General features: G+C 42.2%; 23 protein-coding genes. 15 read left to right on the forward strand and 8 right to left on the reverse strand.

Going from position 1 to position 23,985, the window contains the following annotated elements:
- Positions 1 to 32 precede the first annotated feature (32 nt).
- The gene (locus CQ839_RS19730; protein ID WP_103670007.1) at positions 33 to 842 is read right to left on the reverse strand and encodes a DUF1838 domain-containing protein; all 810 of its coding nucleotides are present in this window, start codon (positions 840 to 842) and stop codon (positions 33 to 35) included.
- 173 nt (positions 843 to 1,015) lie between these two features.
- Positions 1,016 to 1,417 (reverse strand): DUF2358 domain-containing protein, encoded by a 402-nt coding sequence (locus CQ839_RS19735; protein WP_258040801.1) that lies wholly within the window; start codon positions 1,415 to 1,417, stop codon positions 1,016 to 1,018.
- 127 nt (positions 1,418 to 1,544) lie between these two features.
- Here CQ839_RS19735 and CQ839_RS19740 point away from each other — a divergent pair, with 127 nt between their 5' ends.
- Positions 1,545 to 2,003 carry a DUF2214 family protein gene (locus CQ839_RS19740; RefSeq protein WP_103670009.1) on the forward strand — a complete coding sequence of 153 codons (459 nt, stop codon included), beginning with the start codon at positions 1,545 to 1,547 and terminating at the stop codon, positions 2,001 to 2,003.
- Between the two features lie 33 nt (positions 2,004 to 2,036).
- Here the strand turns inward: CQ839_RS19740 and CQ839_RS19745 are convergent, their stop codons facing one another.
- A complete protein-coding gene (locus tag CQ839_RS19745; protein ID WP_103670010.1) occupies positions 2,037 to 2,408 on the reverse strand; it encodes a helix-turn-helix transcriptional regulator in 372 nt (123 codons plus the stop codon).
- A gap of 87 nt (positions 2,409 to 2,495) precedes the next feature.
- Here CQ839_RS19745 and CQ839_RS19750 point away from each other — a divergent pair, with 87 nt between their 5' ends.
- From CQ839_RS19750 to CQ839_RS19760, 3 genes are all read left to right on the forward strand, one after another.
- Positions 2,496 to 3,515, forward strand: coding sequence for an ArsJ-associated glyceraldehyde-3-phosphate dehydrogenase (locus tag CQ839_RS19750; RefSeq protein ID WP_103670011.1), 1,020 nt, complete (start codon positions 2,496 to 2,498; stop codon positions 3,513 to 3,515).
- A 61-nt stretch (positions 3,516 to 3,576) separates the two neighbouring features.
- The gene (gene arsJ / locus CQ839_RS19755; protein WP_103670012.1) at positions 3,577 to 4,809 is read left to right on the forward strand and encodes an organoarsenical effux MFS transporter ArsJ; all 1,233 of its coding nucleotides are present in this window, start codon (positions 3,577 to 3,579) and stop codon (positions 4,807 to 4,809) included.
- Positions 4,810 to 5,133: 324 nt separating this feature from the next.
- Positions 5,134 to 6,240 (forward strand): iron-containing alcohol dehydrogenase family protein, encoded by a 1,107-nt coding sequence (locus CQ839_RS19760; RefSeq protein ID WP_103670013.1) that lies wholly within the window; start codon positions 5,134 to 5,136, stop codon positions 6,238 to 6,240.
- A 75-nt stretch (positions 6,241 to 6,315) separates the two neighbouring features.
- On the opposite strand, the gene CQ839_RS19765 is transcribed toward CQ839_RS19760, so the two are convergent.
- Positions 6,316 to 6,756, reverse strand: coding sequence for a SufE family protein (locus tag CQ839_RS19765; RefSeq protein ID WP_103670014.1), 441 nt, complete (start codon positions 6,754 to 6,756; stop codon positions 6,316 to 6,318).
- 490 nt (positions 6,757 to 7,246) lie between these two features.
- Between CQ839_RS19765 and CQ839_RS19770 the strand changes: the two genes are divergently transcribed.
- The 6 genes from CQ839_RS19770 to CQ839_RS19795 all read left to right on the forward strand — a co-directional run bounded on the left by CQ839_RS19770 (position 7,247) and on the right by CQ839_RS19795 (position 15,994).
- Positions 7,247 to 7,561 carry a hypothetical protein gene (locus tag CQ839_RS19770; protein WP_103670015.1) on the forward strand — a complete coding sequence of 105 codons (315 nt, stop codon included), beginning with the start codon at positions 7,247 to 7,249 and terminating at the stop codon, positions 7,559 to 7,561.
- 193 nt (positions 7,562 to 7,754) lie between these two features.
- A complete protein-coding gene (clpP, locus tag CQ839_RS19775; RefSeq protein ID WP_103670016.1) occupies positions 7,755 to 8,351 on the forward strand; it encodes an ATP-dependent Clp endopeptidase proteolytic subunit ClpP in 597 nt (198 codons plus the stop codon).
- A 180-nt stretch (positions 8,352 to 8,531) separates the two neighbouring features.
- Entirely contained in the window at positions 8,532 to 9,905 is a 1,374-nt protein-coding gene (glmM, locus tag CQ839_RS19780) for a phosphoglucosamine mutase (RefSeq protein WP_103670017.1), read from the forward strand.
- Between the two features lie 81 nt (positions 9,906 to 9,986).
- Positions 9,987 to 12,662 carry a PAS domain-containing sensor histidine kinase gene (locus tag CQ839_RS19785; protein WP_103670018.1) on the forward strand — a complete coding sequence of 892 codons (2,676 nt, stop codon included), beginning with the start codon at positions 9,987 to 9,989 and terminating at the stop codon, positions 12,660 to 12,662.
- A 54-nt stretch (positions 12,663 to 12,716) separates the two neighbouring features.
- Complete coding sequence (locus CQ839_RS19790; protein WP_103670019.1) at positions 12,717 to 13,151, forward strand: response regulator; 435 nt, start codon at positions 12,717 to 12,719, stop codon at positions 13,149 to 13,151.
- Between the two features lie 524 nt (positions 13,152 to 13,675).
- Entirely contained in the window at positions 13,676 to 15,994 is a 2,319-nt protein-coding gene (locus tag CQ839_RS19795; protein ID WP_103670043.1) for an EAL domain-containing protein, read from the forward strand.
- Positions 15,995 to 16,095: 101 nt separating this feature from the next.
- On the opposite strand, the gene fabD is transcribed toward CQ839_RS19795, so the two are convergent.
- The 4 genes from fabD to CQ839_RS19815 all read right to left on the reverse strand — a co-directional run bounded on the left by fabD (position 16,096) and on the right by CQ839_RS19815 (position 19,080).
- Positions 16,096 to 16,977 (reverse strand): ACP S-malonyltransferase, encoded by an 882-nt coding sequence (gene fabD / locus CQ839_RS19800; RefSeq protein WP_103670020.1) that lies wholly within the window; start codon positions 16,975 to 16,977, stop codon positions 16,096 to 16,098.
- A gap of 199 nt (positions 16,978 to 17,176) precedes the next feature.
- On the reverse strand, positions 17,177 to 17,671 hold the full coding sequence (locus CQ839_RS19805) for an HNH endonuclease (protein WP_103670021.1): 495 nt from the start codon (positions 17,669 to 17,671) through the stop codon (positions 17,177 to 17,179).
- A gap of 158 nt (positions 17,672 to 17,829) precedes the next feature.
- Positions 17,830 to 18,825: a permease gene (locus CQ839_RS19810; protein ID WP_103670022.1), complete on the reverse strand. Its 996-nt coding sequence runs from the start codon at positions 18,823 to 18,825 to the stop codon at positions 17,830 to 17,832.
- 12 nt (positions 18,826 to 18,837) lie between these two features.
- Positions 18,838 to 19,080 (reverse strand): thioredoxin family protein, encoded by a 243-nt coding sequence (locus CQ839_RS19815; RefSeq protein ID WP_103670023.1) that lies wholly within the window; start codon positions 19,078 to 19,080, stop codon positions 18,838 to 18,840.
- Between the two features lie 449 nt (positions 19,081 to 19,529).
- Here CQ839_RS19815 and pruA point away from each other — a divergent pair, with 449 nt between their 5' ends.
- The 5 genes from pruA (at position 19,530) to CQ839_RS19830 (ending at position 23,873) form a co-directional block, all read left to right on the forward strand.
- A complete protein-coding gene (pruA, locus tag CQ839_RS19820; protein WP_103670024.1) occupies positions 19,530 to 22,562 on the forward strand; it encodes an L-glutamate gamma-semialdehyde dehydrogenase in 3,033 nt (1,010 codons plus the stop codon).
- 78 nt (positions 22,563 to 22,640) lie between these two features.
- The gene (locus CQ839_RS25795; protein ID WP_258040802.1) at positions 22,641 to 22,823 is read left to right on the forward strand and encodes a DUF29 domain-containing protein; all 183 of its coding nucleotides are present in this window, start codon (positions 22,641 to 22,643) and stop codon (positions 22,821 to 22,823) included.
- Positions 22,820 to 22,969: a DUF29 domain-containing protein gene (locus CQ839_RS25800; RefSeq protein ID WP_258040803.1), complete on the forward strand. Its 150-nt coding sequence runs from the start codon at positions 22,820 to 22,822 to the stop codon at positions 22,967 to 22,969. Before CQ839_RS25795 ends, CQ839_RS25800 begins: the two co-directional genes overlap by 4 nt.
- On the forward strand, positions 22,962 to 23,117 hold the full coding sequence (locus CQ839_RS26090) for a hypothetical protein (protein WP_374937752.1): 156 nt from the start codon (positions 22,962 to 22,964) through the stop codon (positions 23,115 to 23,117). The genes CQ839_RS25800 and CQ839_RS26090 overlap by 8 nt, the downstream gene beginning before the upstream one ends.
- Positions 23,118 to 23,873 carry a hypothetical protein gene (locus CQ839_RS19830; protein ID WP_103670025.1) on the forward strand — a complete coding sequence of 252 codons (756 nt, stop codon included), beginning with the start codon at positions 23,118 to 23,120 and terminating at the stop codon, positions 23,871 to 23,873.
- Positions 23,874 to 23,985 lie beyond the last annotated feature (112 nt).

A 23,985-nucleotide genomic window follows, 5' to 3' on the forward strand; every position in this document is an offset into this window, starting at 1 on the left:
AACATTTCCTGTAGCACAACTTTGGGAAGACGCTATTTAATTAATGTGGGAATCGGGAAAGTAGCACCTTGCAGATAAGCATCAAAATGTAGCTTGAAATATTGCCACGAAGTCATTTCTTCACCTTCAATCTTTTCAGATGGTGCATCTTTAAACATAGGCACACGAGTTTCGATTTCTTTTTTGAGAATCGCTGGTAGCTCATTAAAATCTTTGACTTTTTTACCAGAAGCACTGTAAATCAGATTGCCTTCTCTCTGTCCCATTTTCATCCAAGGCAGCCATGGCCCCACGCGATTCCAAGAGAGAACTAATTTCGAGACAGTTGTCGCTTTAGGGTCTTCAAGATCGGCAATGGGAACTGCGAGTTTAAATAATTCTACGGAGTTGTACATTGGGCGATCGCAATATTCCGCAAACTTAGGATCATCAGCCAGAGGATTAGGATAGTGACCAAATAAATCGAAAATAAATGTTGCCGTATCGCCTTCCACCTCGGCGGGAATATTGCGGCGAAATGTACCTTGAATAGGGCTATTCGCCACATGGACTACAGGTAACATCTCGCCAGTCCAAGGATTTTGCCAGTGACGGATCATTTCGCCAGTTTCAGGATCGAGATATAGCAACACTTCGCGCGAGGCAAAGTCCCAAGCCCCATCACCTTTGTCGATACATCGCCCCACACTCATACCGACAATTTGAAACAGTTTGCGCTTTGGCTCATTGGGCATAAACGAATATAGATACCCACTCCAAGTCAGAAATGACGGTGTGCCATCAGTTGTACATCTGGTTTTGACAAACTGCGTAGCCGAAAATTCTCTCGTTTCTGCAAACATTGATGTTCTCGCTATTTTAGCTCTTGATTGCTGATCACTAGTTTCAGTGTACAAAATTTATGCGAAATATATCCACAAACCCAAAATATGAGAGGCGGCGCGTAGCGCCGCCTCTCATATTTTGGGTTTGTGATAGGGATAAAAGTACATGCGGAAAACCTGATGAGAGATCTCTATTTGGTGAAGATAAAATGCTGCTTAATGACATCAAATTTGGTGCATTCCCAATAGTCAACATGGGAAATAATTAATTCACCTGCGATATCTAGAGTGAGATCACTCCAGCCTGTAACTGCAATTCTTGGCTTCCAAGGTAAGGGCGCATCCCAACTCATTGTCCAGCGTGTTTTGATCAAACTATCAGTACGATTAATTGCATGGAGATCAAGCTTGAGATTTTTAAACCAAAAGGTAATAAATCCGATCATCTTTTGATATTGCTTGATGCCACGAAAGTTATAGACAGGATCTTTAAAATAGACATCTTCGCTATAAATGCTATAGGTTTGTGCTTCAGGAAATTTTGCGTAATCAGCTTGCACAATATCGAGAATGTTAGTCATTGATGTGGTCATTTTGCGATCGCCTCTAATGAAATCGTGGCATTGACCTTTGATGATAACCTTGAGAACGCGCAACCCTAAGAACCTCAAGAGAGATTAGAGCGCTTTACATTAGAAATTATTAATTTAGGAGGATTTTATGTGGGCTAATGCGATCGCAGCTTATTTACATTATTTAAGCTTAGGACTTATTTTTGCATCTTTATCTACAGAACTATTTACCCTAAAGCAAGACCTAACCAATCGCGATGGATGGCGAATTCTGATTGCTGATACTATCTATGGAATTGCAGGAATTACAGTCTTAGTAACGGGGATTTTAAGATATTTATATTTTGAAAAAGGCGCAGATTACTATTCCCATCAACCAGTTTTCTGGATGAAAATATCTGTATTTATTGTGGTTGGCTTATTGTCGCTATATCCCACAGTCTCATTCTTGATGTGGATTAAAAACCTTCGCGCTGAAAAGCCACCAGAGGTAAGCCCAGAGAAAGTCAAAACCTTAAGAACAATCATTCACATTGAGCTTGTTGGATTTAGTCTCATTCCTCTCCTTGCTTCCATGATGGCAAGAGGAATTACGTTAGGCTTATAAAAAAATAAAGGGGACGATTAGCGTCCCCTCTGTTTACGAAAGAGCATCTCTTAACATCGCTAACTTTTCAGGCAAAATGCGATAGTAAATCCAAGTCCCTCGCCGCTCTTTGGTGAGTAATCCTGCCTCAAATAAGACTTTGAGATGATGGCTGACCGTTGGCTGTGCTAATCCTAAAGTCTCCACCAATTCACAGGCGCATACTTCTTGGCTTGGTTGAGCTGAGATCAAGCTTAAAATTTGTAATCTTGCTGGCTCTCCCAACACGCGAAAAATCGCCGCAAGATAGCTAGTATCTTCGGCAGTGATGCGACCTTTGAGCAATGGAGGACAACAACGGGTGATCGCCTTAACTTCAGGCTTAGTTGTATCAGCGATCGCAAAGGTTTTTTGAGCAGTTTTCATAAAATATATCTTGACATATCGACCTGAAAGCCGTCAAAATATCGATAATTATCAATATTGATGTAAACCTATATTTGAGTTTGCTCTATGGCTGTGCGCGTTGGCATTAATGGTTTCGGCAGAATTGGTAGATTGACTCTCCGTGCTGCTTGGAGCTTTCCCGAATTAGAGTTTGTGCATATTAACGAAATCAATGGCGGGCTAGAAGCGGCAGCGCATTTACTCACATTTGACTCAGTACATGGACGTTGGTTGCCTGATGTGCAAGTTATAGGCGATCGCATTGCCATTGACGACCAAAAATCAAGTCAAAAGCTTAGCTTTAGCGAATATGCCAAACCCGAATTAGTAGACTGGCAAAACTTAGGCGTTGATATAGTTCTGGAATGTTCTGGCAAATTCCGCACGCCAGAAACCCTAAATCCCTATTTCACCAAAGGCGTAAAGAAAGTAATCGTCGCAGCTCCTGTCAAAGAAGAAGCGCTAAATATCGTCATGGGAATTAACGATTATCTCTACGATCCCGCACAGCATCATCTTCTCACTGCTGCTTCTTGTACTACCAATTGCCTCGCGCCTGTAGTGAAAGTTATCCATGAAGGTTTAGGCATTAAGCATGGTGTGATTACCACCATTCATGACAATACGAATACCCAAACCCTCGTTGATGCACCCCATAAAGATCTCCGCCGTGCTAGAGCGTCAGCTTTATCGCTAATTCCGACAACAACGGGATCGGCAACTGCGATCGCGATGATCTATCCCGAACTCAATGGCAAGTTAAATGGATTAGCAGTGCGCGTACCTTTGCTTAACGCTTCTCTTGCAGATTGTGTATTTGAAGTAGCGCGACCGACCACGATTGAGGAAGTAAATCAATTATTAAAAACAGCCGCCGAAGGTGAACTGAAGGGGATTTTAGGCTATGAAGAACGTCCCTTAGTTTCCATTGATTACAAAGATGATCCGCGATCGGCAATCATTGATGCCCTTTCAACAATGGTTGTGGATGGAACTCAGGTCAAGATATTGGCTTGGTATGACAACGAATGGGGGTATTCCTGTCGCATGGCGGAATTGGCGAGAAAAGTAGCGATCGCTCTCTAAAAGCAAAATTGAGCGTGCGAAGCACGCTCAATTTTGCGGCAAATATTCTTTAAGAAAACCTATGACCTCCTCCACTGCATCTCAAGTAAACTTCAAGAACTATGTGCTTGTTACCCTCACCTATTGGGGATTCACGATTACCGATGGTGCTCTGCGGCTATTGGTATTGCTGTATTTCAATAACATTGGCTATACACCTATTCAAATCGCTTCTCTATTTTTGTTCTACGAAGTATTTGGAGTTGTTACCAACTTTTTAGGCGGATGGATTGGTTCGCAATTAGGACTAAAAGTTACGCTTTATGCAGGGATAGGCTTACAGATTTTCTCCTTAGTATTGTTATCGTTTCTCAATCCTGAATGGGCACAGTGGTTAGCAGTTCTCTATGTGATGATCGCTCAGGCATTTTCGGGTATTGCGAAAGACTTAACCAAAATGAGTACCAAGAGCGCAATTCGGTTAGTCGTACCGCAAGATGCTCAATCAGCACTATTTAAATGGGTAGCAATTCTGACTGGTTCTAAGAACGCCCTCAAAGGGGTGGGCTTTTTTATCGGTAGTGCTTTGTTAGGACTATTTGGATTTGTGAATTCCCTGTGGATTATGGCGGGCGGTCTATTTCTGCTCTTGTTCACAGGCTTGTTTTTACCAAAGGGCATGGGCAAAATCAAAGCAAAAGTTAAGTTCAAGCAACTCTTTTCTAAAAGCCCTGAGATCAATCTTCTATCAGCAGCAAGATTCTTTTTATTTGGCTCTAGAGATGTTTGGTTTGTGGTGGGATTACCCGTATTTTTACGGAGTATTTTAGGTTGGTCATTTTATCAAGTTGGTGGATTTCTTGCCTGTTGGGTGATCGGTTACGGCATCATTCAATCCCTCGCACCGACATTAATTAAGCGCTTTGGTTCTGGTCAGCCGCCGCGATCGCAAACCGTGCGATTTTGGACAACTTCTCTAATATCTGTTCCTGCGCTCATTGCGATCGCCTTACAATTAAATCTCCCCGCAAACATAGTAATCATTAGCGGATTATTCATTTTTGGTATAGTCTTTGCCTTTAACTCATCTGTACATTCTTATCTAGTTCTCGCATTTACCGATGACGATAAAGTGGCTCTAAATGTAGGATTCTATTACATGGCAAATTCTGGGGGACGCTTAGCAGGAACATTGCTCTCTGGATTAGTCTACGAGTTTTATGGTTTGGTTGGCTGTTTATGGGTGTCAGCAATAATGGTTTTAGCGGCTGCTGTGATTACGCGCAAATTACCTGATCCTGATATAGCAATGTAAGCTTTGCTTAGGACATAAAACCCAAAACAATAAAGGCGGAGCGAAGCTCCGCCTTTATTGTTTTGGGTTTTTATTTGCCCTATCTATCTCTCACATTGCTATACAAGTAATACCAATTCACAAAAGTGTGACAACACTTCTGTGAATTAAAAACAAAAAACCGTAAGGGTTTTAAAAACACAAAATGGCTACACCACTTTGTATTTTGGTATAAGGCGATCGCATGGAAATCTCAGGGGAATAGCGCGATTTGCGAGCCAAAATTAGCAGATCTAGAAGTAATAGAGATAGAATAGAGTTTATGTTTACCATGTCTTAACCTAAATGTCAGACACACTCACAGTGGAAGCATTGCCGATCTTAGCGATCGCACCAGCACAACTCTTACGGGGAAACGGGATTTTATCGCAACTCCCACAATATTTATTGCGCTATGGGAATAAAGCTCTCGTAATTGCTGGGAAGACCGCAAACCAAGTCACCGCAAGTTATTTGTGCAATTCTGACCTAGAAATTATTAACACGCCTGCGATCGCAGATTGCAGCGATGAAAATCTGACGATGTTGCGCCAAATTGTTCAACAAGAAAATCCTAACGTAATTGTTGGCATTGGCGGTGGCAAGGTTTTAGATACTGCCAAACTGATCGCTTATCAGAGCAAGCTACCAATTGTCACCGTTCCTACGACAGGCGCAACTTGTGCCGCATGGACGGCTCTAAGCAATGTATATGATGCTGATGGCGCATTTAGCTATGACGTGACCCTTGATCGCTGTCCAGAGATGATGTTCGTCGATTATGACGTAATCGCCAGCGCTCCTAAACATACACTCGTTTCGGGAATTGGTGATGCGATCGCTAAGTGGTACGAATCCTCTGTTAGCAGCGGCAGTAGCGACAAAACGATGGTGATTGCCGCCGTTCAAGAAGCCAGAATCCTGCGCGATATTTTGTTCCAAAAATCGGCTGAGGCGATCGCAAATCCTAATAGCCCCGTATGGCGTGAAGTTGTAGATGCCACAGTATGTTTAGCAGGTGCGATCGGTGGTATTGGTGGCGCAAGTTGTCGCACCGTAGCCGCTCATGCTATCCACAATGCCCTAACGCATTCTCATCACACTCATGGTAAGCTTCACGGTGAGAAAGTTGCTTATGGAATTCTAGTACAACTGCGTTTAGAGGAATTTCAAGGCAATCAGCTAGCTGCCTCATCACGCCATCAATTACTCAAGTTTTATCAAGAGATTGGATTGCCAACCTCCCTTGCGGATCTAGGTTTAAGTCAAGTTACTCTCGCCGAATTAGAGCAGCTTGCGGAAATATCCTGTCAGCCCAATTCTGATATCCATCGGTTACCCTTTATTGTTTCACCGAGTCAAGTTCTCGCGGCGATGGTTTCTACAACTAGCCCAATTCTCGCCACAGTCTAAGCAAAAAAGCCTCGCATTGCGAGGCTTTTTTATATTTTGCTAAGGGCAGTTCATGAACTGCCCCTACCGAAAACATTAACGAACGCTGGGCAATTCAATTTCCATCGCTTGCTGTTGCATTTTTTTGAATACGTTATAAAACCCATTTGCCCTTGAAGGGGTAAGGCTGGCAACTAAACCAGTGTCTTTAATAAAATCAGGCGTGAGCAACTCAATCTCTTTTTGAGTCAAACCACCCATACAGATTGATAATAAACCGACAAAACCCTTGCTAATCAAAGCGTCAGAGTCACCAGCAAACACAACATGCTCATTCTCATCTAACTCTGCTACGACAAACACCTGTGAGACACATCCCATCACTTTGTTTTCAGGTGTTTTGAGCGCTTCAGGAAACTCTGCTAGCTTCTTCCCGTACAAAATCAATTGTTCGTAACGTTGTTTGGGATCGGTGAGCCTTTGAAATCGCTGGACAATGCGATCGATAGCTTCGGGTAAATGGGTCGGACTTGGCATTAGCTTTGAAAATGTACAGAAAATCTTAGAGTTATTCCAGTTTAAAGGATCTGTGGGGATATTTTAGGGCGATCGCTTTAGCATTTGAATACTGTGGAAACAACTATAATCACGTTCTCAGAAGCAATTAAACCAAAAGCAATACTAACTAATGACTGAGAAACCATTTAAGAATTGTCTAGATCCCCCCCAGCCCCCCTTAAAAAAGGGGGGAGAATTTAATTCTTCCCCCTTTTTAAGGGGGATTGAGGGGGATCTCTTAGGACTTTTGAACGCAAGAAGTAATTCTTAAATGGTTTCTGAGAGTGAATTAGATCAATCTGCAAGGCTCTATGAGCCGATAAAACCCAGAAGCTAGAGGCGGCGCGAAGCGCCGCCTCTAGCTTCTGGGTTTTATCTTTTGGTTTGAACCTTTTGACTAGATGTAAATGTCTAAACCAGCGTAAATCGTTAAACCATTAATTCAACCCAAAAACTTAAAGGTGACATCATGAAAAGCTTAATTTTGCCCATTCTTGCAGCTACCTCTCTAGTCGGCACGATCGCACTTCTCAATCCAAGCTCAGCTTCAGCAGGAGAAATCCACGATCGCCAAGTCAATCAACAAGAGCGGATCTATAAAGGTGTGCAGCAAGGCACAATCAGCCAGCAAGAATATAAAAAATTGGAAACAAGAGAGGCGAAGATTGCCGCCCAACGGCGTGCCTATCTTAGTGATGGTGATTTAAGCCGTAAAGAAGCAGTGCGTTTGACCAATGCTCAAAATCGTACTTCTAGAGCAATCTATCGCGATCGCCATGACTAAATTACAGCGCTTTGCGCTGTAATAAGAACCAATAAAGTATTTGTAAGCGTTGCAAAGCAACGCTTACAAATACTTTATTGATTTGATTGGTTACAAAGCATGATGGTCTCGGGGTGAAATCCGAATAGAGACAACGGTTAGCTTTTATGACATATCAGTACAATATGATGAGAGTAAACCGTAAAGATAAACTATGATCCCCACCGTAATCGAACAGTCTGGTCGTGGCGAAAGAGCCTTTGACATTTTTTCTCGTCTACTGCGGGAGCGGATCGTATTTTTAGGGCAACAAGTTGACGACAGTATTTCTAATATCATCGTTGCTCAGTTGCTTTTTCTCGAAGCCGATGATCCCGAAAAAGATATTTTCTTGTATATCAATTCCCCTGGTGGTTCTGTAACCGCAGGCATGGCAATTTACGATACGATGCAGCACATTCGCCCTGATGTTTCCACAATCTGCGTTGGCTTAGCGGCAAGTATGGGGGCTTTTTTGCTCACAGGTGGGGCAAAGGGTAAGAGGCTTTCTTTGCCCCATACCCGCATCATGATTCACCAACCTCTTGGTGGCGCACAAGGTCAAGCGACAGATATCGAAATCCAAGCAAAGGAGATTCTGTATCATAAAAATCGACTTAATGAGCTGATGGCTTTTCATACAGGACAGCCAATTGAGCGCATTGCTGAAGATACCGATCGCGATTTCTTCATGGCTCCTGATGAAGCTAAAAATTATGGGTTAATCGATGAAGTTGTAGCCCAACGCCCAAAATTTGCAGTCGCAGCGTAATTTTTCTAATAAGATGGCTCACTATAGTGAGCCATCTTATTTTTTATACCAATTTACAAAAGAGTGACGACACTTCTGTGGATTAAAAAAACAAACCCTATAAGGGTTTTAAAAACACAAAATGGTGTAGCCATTTTGTGTTTTGGTATTTAATACTTTCTGGTGTGTGGAGTTTAATTTATGAAATTGTTTGGGACAGATGGTATTCGTGGCCATGTTGGAAGTTTTTTGACAGCTCCATTGGCATTAGAAGTTGGGATTAGCGCAGGAAAAATTTTAAAAGAGCAGGTTGCGCTTGAGCGAGCTAATAGAGCCAATGTAATTGCGATCGGGCAAGATTCTCGGACATCGGGCGATATGCTCTCGTCAGCTATTTCCGCTGGTTTGACTGCGGCAGGTTGGGATGTTTGGCATATTGGGTTATGTCCTACACCTGCGATCGCTTACCTGACTGCGAATTCCCCTGAAATCTTTGGTGGTGTGATGATTTCCGCTAGCCATAATCCGCCTGAAGATAACGGAATTAAATTTTTTGGGACCAATGGAGCCAAACTCAGTGGTGAAACTCAGCAGTCGATCGAGAAACTTTTAGAATCGCGCCTCCATGCTGATCTAGCTAACTCCTCGACAGATTGGGGTAAATATCACGAAAAATCGCATTTAATAGCTGATTATCAAGAGTCTTTGCAATCCTCGATCGCTACAGATTTAAGTGGTTTAAAAGTAGTTTTGGATCTCGCATGGGGTTCTGCTACCCGTGTATCGCTAGAAGTATTTCGCAACTTGGGCGCAGAAGTAATTTGCTTGCACCAAGAGGCTGATGGCGATCGCATTAATGTTAATTGTGGCTCTACTCACCTCGAACCATTACGATCAGCAGTGAAAGAACATCATGCCGATATCGGCTTTGCCTTTGATGGTGATGCCGATCGTGTGTTGGCGGTCGATAGTAATGGGCGTGTGGTTGATGGTGACTATATCCTGTACCTATGGGGACAGGAGCTAATGGAAAATAATCAACTGCCCAACAGTGCGATCGTCACAACTGTAATGGCAAATCTTGGCTTTGAACGCGCATGGCAAAAGCTTGGTGGCAATTTGGTACGCACCGATGTGGGCGATCAATATGTTCATGCGGAAATGGTGCGCTCAGGTGCAATGCTCGGCGGTGAGCAGTCAGGGCATGTTCTCTGTCGTCACTATGCGGTTAGTGGTGATGGTCTATTGGCGGCGCTGCATCTTGCTGCTCTTGCCAAACAAAAAGCTCCTTTGTCTGAATTAATGGATCAAAGCTTTCATCCTTATCCACAGTTGCTTAAAAATGTGCGTGTAGAAGATCGTGAACTGCGCCGCAATTGGCAGACCTGTGATGCTCTAGTACAGGCGATCACCCTAGCCGAACAAGATTTAGGCGATCGGGGTCGGATTTTGGTGCGTGCTTCGGGCACTGAGCCGTTGATGCGGGTAATGGTAGAAGCGGAAACCCTTGATTTGGCTCAACATTGGACTAATAGTTTGACAAGATTAATTGAGAAACAATTTGTCAAGAGCTAAAAAAAGATGTGGCGTTTTACGCCGCATCTTTTTTTTTAGCTATGCTACATATATGACTCAGCCAGTTTGCATGGTCTAAACATGGATAATCTCGATGAAACCAAACTCAACGAAGCAATTCTGAGATTGTTCTACGATTTGCCCTTTATTGGCATGGCACTTATTTCGCCAGAAACTAAGCGTTGGCTAAAGTTTAACGATCGCCTGTGCGAAATTTTAGGCTATTCGCGAGAAGAATTACCTCAAATCACTTGGACAGAAATAACTCATCCTGACGATCTCGATCAAGATATTGCCGAATTTGAAAGGGTAATGCGGGCAGAGACTGAAGGCTATGTCATGGATAAGCGATTTATTCGTAAAGATGGCAGCGTCATTTATGCTTCCATTGATGTCAAATGTTTACGCAAAGAAGATCGCACAATTGATTTTTTTATCGCAACTGTACAAGATATTAGCGATCGCAAGTGTGCTGAAGCAAAACAAAAGCAGATTGAACAAGCTTTGGGCGAAAGTGAAAATCGCTATCGTCAAGTTGTACAAACTCAATTAGATTTTGTGCTGCGATCGCAACCTGACACAACTATTATCTTTGCCAATGAGTCCTTCTGTCGTGCCTTGGGAATGACGCTCGATCAGGTCATCGGTCTAAAATGGATCGACCTCTCTTCTCCCGATGAGCTGCAAAATACATTACAAAAAATATCGAAACTAAGCTTAGTCAACCCTAAATTTTTTGGTGAAAATCATAACCAATGGGCGGATGGACAGATCGTGTTTACACAGTGGATTAATCAGGGGATTTTTGATGATCGAGGACAACTAATTGAAATCCAGTCGGCTGGAAGAGATGTCACTGCGCTAAAAAATGCTGAAACTGCTCTCCAGAAACTCAATGACGAGCTGGAAATAAGAATTGAGCAAAGAACTGCTGACTTACACCAAAGTGAAGCCCGCAACCTGAATATTATCAAGGCTCTCCCAGATCTGCTACTTCTCTTAAAGCCTGATGGTACTTGTGTCCAGTGTATTATTCCTTCAACTCATGACAAGTCAAAATACATCCCCATCCAACAGCATGTTTCTGAAGTTTTACCGCCAGAAGATCTGGCTATACAATTGCAACTGTATAAGAAGGTGATCGCTACAGGAGAGGTGGAGATCTACGAGCATCAACTAACTAAGTTTGGTAAAACTGTATACGAAGAGGTAAGGATTTCACCCTACGGAAAAGATACGCTATTAGTGATTGTTCGTGATATTACCGATCGCAAGCAAGCTGAGCAGCAACTCCAAAATCTCACCGATCGCCTAACTCTAGCCATAAAATCAGCCGCAATCGGTATTTGGGAATGGGATATTGCTCAAAATCGCTTTTATTGGGATGATCGCATTTATGAACTTTATGGTGTTAACCCTGATCAATGTACCGATATTTATTTAGCTTGGGAAAGTTGTATACATCCTAGCGATCTTGAATTTACTAAGAACGAAGTGCATCTAGCTTTAAATGGGAAAAAAGACTATGAACCAGAATATAGGATCTTGCTATCTGATGGAAGCATTCGCTATCTTAAAGCCTATGGTCTAGTGCAGCGAAACGGTGAGAATGAACCAAAGAGGATGATCGGTATTAATTTTGATATTACCGATCGCAAACAAGCTGAAGAGCTGCTTATAAAAAGTGATACTCATCTCAAAGTCGCACAGCGTATTGGTAAGGTCGGTAGTTGGGAATTTGAAATAAATACTGGCAAACTCACATGGTCAGATGAAATTTTTCATATTTATGGGCTTGAGCCTAGACCAGAGCCGCCAAGCTATGACGAATTGAAACCATATATCCATCCAGAAGATTGGGAGCTTGTTAACCAAACCGTACAAAATGCAATTAGCTCAGCTCAATCCTACGATCTTGAACATCGCTTGTTACAACCAGATGGCACATTGATCTATGTGATGGCTCGCGGTGAAATGATCTATGACATATCAGGGCAGTTAACGCACATTATTGGTACGGCGATGGATATTAGCGATCGCAAGCTCGCTGAAGCCAAGATTTTGCGTACGGCAAATCAGTTAGCCAATATCAACCGCGAATTGGAATCCTTTAGTTATTCTGTCTCCCATGATTTGCGTGCACCATTGCGTCATATGAATGGCTTTGTTAATGCTTTACAACAACGACTGAAAGCCCACGAAGCTTTGAATGATCCGAAAGTTAATCACTATTTGCAGGTGATTGAGAAGAGTAGCCAAAAGATGGGGCATCTAATCGATGGGCTGCTTATGCTCTCTCGTTACGGACGAAGACCATTAGAGTCTAGACAGATATCAATTCGAGATTTGGTCGATGAAGCGATCGAGGTCATTCGTACTGACCCAAGCCATAATCCGTTAGTTGAATTTGAGATCGGCGACCTACCAATTACAGTTGGCGATCGCACTCTTTTACAACAAGTTTTTCGTAATCTGCTTGGAAATGCTGTTAAATTTAGTCGTAACCAGCCCCAACCCTACATAAAAATTGATAGTTTGCCAGATCAGACCATTAGAATTAGAGATAATGGCGTGGGCTTTCAAATGGAATATGCAGACAAACTCTTTGGTGCTTTTCAAAGATTGCATAATGACAAGGAGTTTGAAGGTACTGGTATTGGCTTAGCGATCGTTCAACGGATTGTCCAACGTCATGGAGGCTCGATTTGGGCAGAAGGATATCCCGATCAAGGCGCAACTTTCTTTATAAAACTATAGAACTGTGTAGCGTAAAGTGCTACGCAGTTCTATGAATTATTATGGTCTAAATAAATGGAACCCACCCAAATCCTGCTTGTTGAGGATGATCCTAATGATGTTGAGTTAATCCAGATTGCCTTGGATAGTCACAACTTTGTCAATAAAATAGACGTAGTGTCAGACGGAGAACAGGCAATTCATTATCTATTTGGGCGTGATGGTGAACTACCGATTCACCCACTCCCACGCCTAATACTTTTAGACTTAAAACTACCAAAAATAGATGGAATTCAAGTATTAGAGATGATTCGCAGTTCGCCTCGCACGCGCAATCTTGTTGTTGTCGTCATGACTTCCTCGGCTGAAAACCGAGACTTAAAAGCTTGTTATGACTTAGGTGTCAATAGTTATATTGTTAAGCCTTTAGACTTTCAGCAGTTTGTAGAGATATCACAACAGGTAGGCTTTTACTGGATGATGCTAAATCAGTTACCGCCAATTGATTAGTTAGATATGCAATAAATTGCAAGGTTAAAGCTTAAATTCATTGCATAGATTTGCTTTGAAGTATTCTTTATATGTAGATAAATTGTAAAAAATATAGTTTAGAGTGGCGGCGCAAAGCGCCGCCACTCTAAACTATATAAATCGGATTTGGTATTAGTTACACTTCTATGACAGCAGTTCTCATTATAAAAATTGGTTGTTTGAACGCCTGCCAACGGCGGGCTTTCAAACAACCAATTTTTATGTTTCCAGCGCCGAAGGCGCTGGAAACATAAAAATTGGTTTCATAATGAGAATTGCTGCTTCTATGAATTGGTATTAGGTTTTTGGAGTCTCAAAATGACAACGACATTTTGAGACTCAGTATAAAGTGGCAATAGCTATAGTTTATGTATTTTTTTCAGATATACTTTAGTAAATACAGTGCATTGACTCCCCAAGTGATTAATTTCAGGCAGATGGGAATGATTATATGCAAAAACTCAAAACCTATATCTTTGCATCTGTAAACCATGGGAAAATTGATGTCAGAGCTGAGAGAATCTGAAAAGCCAGAAAAGCAGCGATCGCTGCATATTTTGATTATTGAAGATGTTGATGCCGATGTAGAGCTGACAATATTAGCTCTGGAATCAGCAGGCTTAGATTTTACCTATGACATTACTGCTACAGCGATCGGATGCCAAAAATACTTACAAGATGATATTTACGATGTAGTTTTGTCTGACTATCGTCTGCCAAGTTTTAATGGGTTGCAAGCTTTTAACTTTCTAAAACAATCAGGTCAGGATATTCCATTTATTTTAATTACGGGTAGTTTAGGCGAGGAAGCTGCCGTTGAATGTATCAAATCAGGGATGACTGATTATGTACTGAAAGATCGATTATTTCGGTTGCCTAGTGTTTTACAACGTGCTCTGCAAGAGTTCTCATTGCGCCAACAACAGAAAAATGCGATCGCGCAAATTGAGCAGCAAGCATGGCGAGAGACAATTATTAATCGCATTGTCCAAGCAATGAGAGAAACTCTAGTTTTAGAAGATGTTCTACAAACAACGGCAGATTTATTACATGAAGCCTTACAAGTGACTCATTGTCTGATCTTTCAGCCAGATACTTTGAAGAGAATGCGAGTTTGTTATACCAGTAAAAACAACTTTGAGATTAGAGAATCAGTGATTGGGCTATCCTGTGGTTTTTATGAGCATTATCATGATGATTTGGTTCAAGGAACGCAAATCTCAGTCTATCAAGTTAGCAAAGATTTGCCAGAAGAACTAAGAGAGTTAGCAGAACAATATAGTATCCATTCTCTTTTGATGACCTCTCTTGTTTATCAACAAACTTATTTAGGTGGGATTAGCCTATATCAGTGCGATCGCGATCGTATTTGGTCTGAAAACGAACTATCGCTAGTTAAGGCGATCTCCGATCAATGTGCGATCGCGATCCATCAATCTGATCTCTATCAAAATGCCCAATCAGAGCTATTAGAGCGTAAAAAGATGGAAGCGCAACTGCGTCATGATGCTTTGCATGATTCTTTGACAGGCTTACCAAACCGTGCTTTATTTCTAGATCGCCTTAACCATGCTTTACAGCTATCTAATCGGCGCTTATACCTAAATTCGGCCGATCTCCCCGAGCTGTTTGCGGTTCTCTTTTTTGATTTAGATCGATTTAAGATCATCAACGATAGTCTCGGACATTTAGCAGGCGATCAGTTATTAAAAATTGTGGCAAAACGTCTGGTTGGCTGTCTACGTGGGGGCGATACAGTTGCAAGACTAGGTGGAGATGAATTTGTGATGCTCCTTGAAGAAATCGAACATCTTAATGATGTAATTGAGGTCGTGCACAGGATTAAGGAGTCATTGCAAGTGCCAGTCATGCTTGATGGCAATGAAATATTTATTAGTACAAGTATTGGAATTGCTCTAAATTCTGCTGATTATACTCAACCAGACCAGTTGCTACGGGATGCTGATACTGCCATGTATCGAGCTAAGGAACAGGGACGCGATCGCTATGAAATATTTAATCCTGTGATGCATACCGAGGCGCTGAAAAAACTACGGATAGAAAATGAGTTGCGTCGAGCCATTGAACGCTACGAATTGCGAGTACATTACCAGCCAATTGTCTGCTTGCAATCACGACAAATATTGGGATTTGAAGCTCTTGTTCGTTGGCAACATCCTGAACAAGGCTTGCTATATCCTAAAGACTTTATTGCCATAGCGGAAGATGCTGGCCTAATTGTGGCAATTGATTTTTGGGTATTGCAGGAGGCTTGCACTCGTCTACGCGCATGGCAAGAGCAGTTCCCGATCGCGATGAATCTAACTATGAATGTTAATTTATCTGCGAAACAATTTACTAAGCCTAACTTGACTAGCGAAATTGAGAATATTCTTAAACAAGCGAATCTCAATAATCATAATTTGAAGATAGAGATTACTGAAAGTATATTAATCGAAAAGACTTCTTTAGCAGCGCAAATTTTAGGCGAATTAAGTGAACGTAATATTCAAACTTGCATTGATGATTTTGGTACAGGATATTCTTCGTTAAGCTATTTGCATCGATTTCCAATTCATACCCTCAAGATCGATCAATCATTTATCAACCGACTCGACCATAATCTAGAAGATGGTGAAATCGTGAAAGCGATTATTGTTTTGGGAATAAATTTGGGCTTAAATGTAGTTGCAGAAGGTGTGGAAACTGCTGAGCAGTTAGAGCGGCTAAAAAATTATAATTGTCAGGCAGGGCAAGGATATTATCTGTTTAAGCCTCTAGAAGCTGAGGCGATCGCGACATTACTGGCAGCCCCAATATAGAAGGGGCGCAAAGCGCCCCTTCTATATTGGGGCTGATTGGCGGCGTGGAGCGCCGCCAATCAATTCTTGGATTTTGATTTGTTCTAAATTGCTTTAATTATCTAAAAAGCGATCGCTTGTTCCAATGTACTAACATTCACGAGCGCAAGGCTTGGGGCTGATTTCCTAACTAGCCCAGTTAAAACTTTGCCTGAACCAACTTCGATCGCTGTCTCATAACCTTGAGCAGCCAGATATAAACAGATCTCGCGCCAACGTACTGGGGAAGTCATTTGTTGAGCAAGATGCTCGCGGATAACTTGTCCTGATGTTGTAGCGTCGTCTGGCGCTACATTAGAAATAACAGGCATCTCCGCATCATTAAAGATTGTCTTTTCCAGAGTGACTGCAAATTGCGTAGCAGCTTCTGCCATAAGTGGTGAATGGAAAGCTCCACTCACTTTCAAAGGGATTGCCCTCCTAGACTTGACCTGTTCGCAGATCGACTTGATTGCGGCTTCCGTGCCTGAAATTACCACTTGATCATTACTATTATCATTAGCCAAAATGACATCTGCGGTTTGAGCGATCGCAGCTTCTAATTGATGGCGATCAAATCCAAGTAAAGCAGTCATCGCGCCACCACTTGCTTCAGACATCAAGAGCGATCGCTGTTTTACTAGTTCTAAACCTGTCGCAAAATCCACAACACCTGCACAATAAAGCGCACTATATTCGCCCAAGCTATGCCCTGTCACCGCATCAGGTTTTGCACCTTTAGCCTTTAGTACATCAGAAAGAATGGCTGAAATCACATACAGGCAAGGCTGGGTAAATTCGGTTTTAGCTAGTTCTGTGGCATCAGTCTGTGATTTATCTAAAATCGACCAACCTAAAATTTTCTCCGCCTTGTCAAATTTATCCTTGCCTATTTCCGCAAGGTCTAAACCCATACCCACTGCCTGAGAGCCTTGCCCAGGAAATATCCATACATTTTTGGTCATTATTTATAAAATGTTATTTAAGTAACTTTATATTTTCTAAAGTTTACAGCGCTTTGGTCTGCAAACAAAAGCAAAAAACTAGTCCCAAAGGTATACAAATCAAGCTTTTATAGCTATTTAAACCAAAAAGATAGTTGCGGCGCGAAGCACCGCAACTATCTTTTTGGTTTGAGCGCAAAGTGCTGTAATAGCTATAAGACTAATTAATAATATATTTCTGCCATTCGTCATGATTTCCTGATCTCAAGTATTTTGTTACCTCGAAATGCAAGCCACTGTGGGGGCGGCGTGGTTGCTTCTTTAATGGCATAGAAGCTTCTTTGGGTGTACGGTTGCCTTTTTTGACGTTGCAGCGTACACAGGCGGTAATAATATTGTCCCAGCTGTCACCGCCACCACGCGATCGCGGCATGACGTGATCCAGTGTCAGGTCATCGCCCGTATGTCCACAGTACTGACAGGAATGGGAGTCGCGATGGAGAATATTACGACGAGTGAGGGGGATTTCTTTATAGGGAATGCTGATATATTGCAACATTCGGATCACTGTGGGCAGTGGCATTCCAGGGTAAATCATCCTGCCATTATGTTCCACTTGTTCTGCTTTACCTTTTATGACCAACACAATAGCTCGCTGCCAATTTGTGATGTTCAGCGGTTCATAGGATGCGTTTAGTACAAGGACTTTTGCCATTACTGTCCAGCGAACTTATATCAGATGCTACCACAGCTAGCCAAAATCAGCTAGATGGTTCTGGGTTATGAAACCAATTATTAGATTTTTCAGCACCGTAGGTGCTGAAAAATCTAATAATTGGAAATTCAGAAGGCGTTAGGCATCAAGGGATGTTTTTACAGTAACAGAGCGTTGAAGATGTAACCGATGCTGATAATGCCAACCGTCATTAGCCCAATAAATACAGCTAAGAGCTGAGGTCTTAAAACTTTTTTGAGAATTACTATTTCAGGAAGAGAAAGCGCGGTAACAGCCATTGTGAAAGCTAATACTGTACCCATTGGCATTCCTTTATTAACTAAAGCTTCAGTAATTGGCATCACACCCGCAATATTTGCATAGAGTGGTACGCCTAAAACTACTGCAAGTGGGACAGCTAGAGGATTATGCACACCTGCATATTTGACAATAAAATCGGTCGGTACATAACCATGAATCCCTGCCCCGATCGCAATTCCAAGCACAACATAAAGCCAAACTGTTCGCACAATTTCGCTGGATTGATATCTGCCTTGCGCAAATCTTTGCTTCCAAGTCAGGACAGTTTCGATGTTGTCTTCATCATCGGGACTACTCCCTTGACGGGATCTTTGCAGTTCCCATACAAATGGTTCTACCCATTTTTCTAATTTGAGAAGTCCAATGATATATCCTGATGCGATCGCTAAGCCCACACCAAAGCTAATATAAATCAGCGTCACTTTAAGCCCAAATAGTCCCCATAGCAAGATTACAGCGACTTCATTGACCATTGGTGCTGCCATCAGATAGGAGAAAGTCACGCCTAACGGAACACCTGCTTCTAAGAATCCAATAAACAAAGGAACTGCCGAGCAAGAACAGAATGGCGTGATGATTCCTACCATTGCAGCCAAGACATTTCCTGCGAAAGTACGTTTGCCTTCTAACAAAGAACGAACTCGTTCTGGTTCTAAAAAACTCTGAAATGTGCCAACAATAAAGCTAATCACAATTAGCAATGTTAAAACTTTCGGCACATCGTAAAGGAAGAAATGTAAGCTCGATCCTAAATGAGAGGCGATTTCTAGTCCAAAAAGTTTTGTGACAATCTGATTTGCTAACCAGTCAAAGGGATAAAAGGGATCGAACATGACGTTATCCCTTTAGCGTTGTAATAACGGTTGAATTTGGTCTGTACTGATTACTTGACCTTTGCTGACAACCTTGCCATTAATCGCCATTGCTGGGGTAGACATCACGCCACGCATGGCAATTTCCACAGGATCGGTAATATGAGAAACTTCAGCAGTGAGATTGAGATTTGCCATAGCTTGTTTCGCATTTGCCTCTAGCTGTTGGCATTTTTTACAGCCTGTGCCCAAAATTTCAATTTTGACCGTATCCATGATTTACTCCTAATTACATGGTCAGTCGGGTTTCAAAGATCTTGCCGACAGTCGATTTATATTGATATACATCGATATATGAATTATAGAAGCAATAACTATGGAAAGCTGATTTCGTTATAATTTCTACACATGACTCAAAATATCTGACTCAAACAATTATCATCAATTTTTTTTGATTAATTTTTTGATTAAATACCTGTGCAGAATAAATAAATTACAGGTCTATATAATTTCTAGCAGCAAATCTGCTGGCGCTATTGCATAAATAGTTTTGTCATGACTTGTCTACAATTGACATGAAATTTTAGCCTATAGCGATCGCTGACAACCTATAAATAGCAACAATCACCGCCCCTAGATTTGCAACCCAAACTACCAAAGCGGCAAATAAGTAGAGGATGGTTACTAGCTATACTAAATGATTAAAAGGATTATGAGTTAAAGTCGTGGTTAGCCAAACGCAGCAAGCAAATAGCAAGTTTGAAAGTTCTCTAGATATCTCTAGGTATGAAGCGAAAACGCAGGAGATAGCTAAGAAGATTTTAAGTGGAACTGAAAAAAGTTCAATTTGGGCAAAACTATCGCAACTTAAAGATGATTTGCGCCTTGATGACAAGCTGATGGCTTGGACGATGGAAAATGAAGGCTTGCGGGTGCAATTATTTAGATTGATCGATTGCTTGCCAGCATTACAGAGCAAAGCTGAGATTGCAAGGCATATGCAAGAATATCTCACCAGCGATGCTGTCGAAGTTCCCGCTTTACGAGCCTTGTTAAATTTCAGTACCGACAATCGCAACTCGATTACGGCTACGGCGGCGGCAACAACCCTCTCGACTGCCGTGGGAACTCTCGCTAAGCGCTATATTTGCGGTGAAAATTTGGGCGAAGCAACCAAATCGATTGAGAAACTAAGACGCGATCGCTTTGGCTTTACGATGGACTTGCTTGGTGAGGCAGTCATTAGCGAAGTAGAGGCGGGTGAATATCTAAATCGCTACATCGGCATGATGGAAGATTTGTCTAACAAGGCGAAGAATTGGGGTTTGATCGATCAGATTGATAGAGCCGATAGTGAAGAACTGAAGCGCGTTCAGGTTTCTGTAAAGCTTAGTGCTTTCTATTCGCAGTTTGATCCACTTGATCCCATTAAAACTACGGAGAAAGTCAGTGAACCCGCTAGAGTCCTATTGCGTAAGGCGCAAGCTTTAGGCTGTGGCATCCATTTTGACATGGAGCAGTATGAGTTCAAATCACTGACATTGCAAATTCTCAAACAAGTTCTAACGGAACCAGAATTTCGCGATCGCACCGATGTTGGTATCACCATCCAAGGCTATCTCCGCGATAGCGAACAGGATTTATTAGAACTAGTCGAATGGGCAAAACAACGCGGTAAGCCTGTCACTGTTCGTCTAGTTAAAGGCGCATATTGGGATCGTGAAACCATTCGTTCCTATCAACAGGGTTGGGCTTTGCCAGTATTCTCTGACAAGGTTTCCACTGATGCCAACTATGAGCGCTTGATTCAGATTTTACTGGAAAATCATCAATATCTCTATGCGGCGATTGGCAGCCATAACGCACGTTCTCTCGCTAAGGCGATCGCGATCGTCCAAACCCTAAATATCCCCAGTCGCGCCTTTGAAGCTCAATGTCTCTATGGCATGGGTGACAAATTTGCCAAGGCGATCGCGGATATGGGTTATCGTGTGCGCGTGTACTGCCCCTTTGGTGATCTCATCCCAGGGATGTCTTATTTGATTCGCCGTTTGTTGGAAAACACTGCTAATAGTTCCTTTTTGAGAATTAGTGGTGAAAGTAGCGATATTAATAAATTGATTGCGGCTCCCGTCAAGACCGATCGCGATTTGAATTACAACGGCGCACCTGTTCAAAATGTGTTTGACAATTTCGTGAATTCTAGCGATCGCGACTATGCGATTAATGAAGAGCGAGAAGCTGCCCAAACTGCTTTACAACAGGTTCGCCGCCAACTTGGTAAAACCTATTTGCCGATCATCAATGGTCAAGTTATAGAAACGGAAACCTATATCGAATCCGTTAATCCCGCTAACTCTTCGCAAGTAGTCGGCAAAATCGGGCTAGCCAGCATCGACCAAGCCGAAGCCGCCGTGAAGTCAGCAAAATCCGCCTTTGCGTCATGGAAGAAACTAAGCGCTAAAGAACGAGGTGATATTCTCCGTAAAGCTGCGGACATCATGGAAGAGAAGCGCGAAGAATTGATTGCATGGATTTGTTGGGAAGTTGCCAAACCGATCCGCGAAGGTGATGGCGAAGTTTCTGAAGCGATCGATTTCTGTCGCTACTATGCTAAAGAAATGGAACGCCTCGAATCGGGTGTACAGCGCAATATTCCTGGGGAAGATAATACTTACATCTATCAACCTCGTGGCGTGGTGGTAGTAATTTCGCCTTGGAACTTTCCCTTTGCGATCGCATTAGGCATGAGTGTAGCCGCGATCGCCGCAGGTAATACCGTCATTCTCAAGCCCGCCGAACAGTCCTCCGTAATTGGCGCAAAAATTGCGGAAGTTCTCCAAGCCGCAGGCTTGCCCACAGGTGTATTTAACTTCTTGCCTGCGATCGGTTCCACCGTTGGTGCGCACTTAGTCAAACATCCCGATGTGCATCTGATCGCCTTCACAGGTTCGCAACAAGTTGGCTGTCAAATCGTCACCGAAGCTTCCATTTTGCGTCCTAAACAGAAACACATGAAGCGTGTCATCGCCGAAATGGGCGGCAAAAATGGCATCATCATCGATGAGAGCGCCGACCTCGATCAAGCCGTAGTGGGTGTAATGAATTCCGCCTTTGGTTTCGCTGGTCAGAAATGTTCCGCTTGTTCCAGAGCGATCGTCCTCGCGCCTGTATACGATAACTTCATGGAGCGTCTGGTGGAAGCAACGCGATCGCTAAAAGTTGGTGAAGCCCATCTCCCTGATACCAAATTCAGCGCCGTTATCGATGAAGCCGCCCAGCAGAACATTCTCAACTACATCGCCAAAGGTAAAGAAACCGCGACACTCGCCTTTGAAGGTGAAGTTCCCAATCATGGATTCTATGTACCACCAACGATTTTTGGCGATGTCGATCCTGATAGTGCGATCGCCCAAGAGGAAATCTTTGGTCCCGTACTGGCGGTAATCAAAGCACAGAGTTTTGATGAGGCTTTAGCGATCGCGAATGGTACAAACTTCGCGCTCACTGGTGGCTTATATTCGCGCACTCCTTCCCATATCGAACGTGCCTATCGCGAGTTTGAAGTTGGCAATCTCTACATCAATCGCGGCATCACAGGCGCATTGGTAGATCGCCATCCCTTCGGTGGTTTCAAGTTAAGCGGTATCGGTTCCAAGGCTGGCGGACGCGATTATCTATTGCAGTTCTTAGAGCCAAGGTCTATCACCGAAAACACTCAGCGTCAAGGCTTTGCACCTCTTGATGGTATCGAGTAATTAAAGTCAGGCAAGGGGCTTAAGCCCCTTGTTCTTTGGGATATACTTGATAAATGCTGTATCGCATCGCCTAAACCTATGCTCCAGACTATCGAACAAAAAACTACGCTGTGTGATCGCGATCTGAATTTGTGGTTAGAAAAGGCGATCGCAAAATTAATAGCTGGTGATTTTCAAAATCTAGATGTAGAAAACTTAATTGAGGAGTTAGAAGGTTTGGCGGGTAGAGATAGGCGTGATGCGAACTCAAGCGAAGATTGACTACACTCATTGAGCATATTCTCAAGCGTTGCTATGTTAAGAGTGAGTATGACTATGCGGGGTGGGTTGTCACAATTGTGATGACTCGCAACGATATCCAAGATATTTCTCGAACAGTCTCCAAGTTTAAAAAGCTATATCAATAGTCCTGAGTTATTCCAAAAGGCTTTTGACGATGTGCTAAAGGTTGTGAAGGCTCATCCAGATTATAAATCTGTAAATTTCCCTAAAATATGGCAGTTTAGCCGAGATATTGACGATATACTCAATGTTGACTTCTGGGAAAAAATTTAGATGGATATAAAAGATGTCCCAAAAAATATGCGCCGAATCGGGATGCTTTTGTTCCGAAGTGCATTTATTGAAGCTTTACAAGGACACACTCCAATGTGTGTAGTTCATGCAGCCCATGCAGCAGAAATTTTACTAAAAGCCAGAATAGCTCAAGAAGATCTTCTCCTAATTTTTTCTAGATTACCCAAATCAGATGCCAGCACAGAACCTCTTACACTGACTGATTTGATAGAGAGTGGGTATACTTGGTCATATAAAGACTTACCCAATAAATTATTGGAAACTGCTGGAATTAAAATTAGTCAGACTGCTCAGTACATTGAATTTGGTAAGCTAAGAAACCAAATTGTACACTTTTCAATGCCAAATGCTGAAAATCTAGATAAATTAACTCTAAATTATTCACTAGAATTACTAGATCCTTTAGTAGAAAGCTTTTGGGGCAGGTCAGTAATTGAATTTATAGCGCGAGATCCTTCTACCTCTAGTTATATTAGCTCTGGAATATTGGAAGCGCAGATATTGGGAGATTCTAACGATCAACGCTTAAGACGTTTGTTAGGTGACGGAAGTAAGAAAGCGTATGAAAGAATAAAAGAAGAATTAGAAAAATCAAAAACTGAGTTTGAGTATATAAATTCTCTAGATTCTAATGATATGGAGCATATATTTCCTGACACTAATACCATGCATTATGACGACTACGATCAATCGATTGCAAATGAGAACTGGGAAAATTTTCTTGACTCTTTCTAAGTTTCTTCATTACTACAGTTCCAAAATAAATATAAACTATTAGAGGCTTTGTGTTTAATTTGTGGTTAGAAGAGGCGATCTCCCTACTCTAGCTTATTAAAAAAAACTATGA

Source organism: Pseudanabaena sp. BC1403 (genome assembly GCF_002914585.1).
Classification (GTDB): domain Bacteria; phylum Cyanobacteriota; class Cyanobacteriia; order Pseudanabaenales; family Pseudanabaenaceae; genus Pseudanabaena.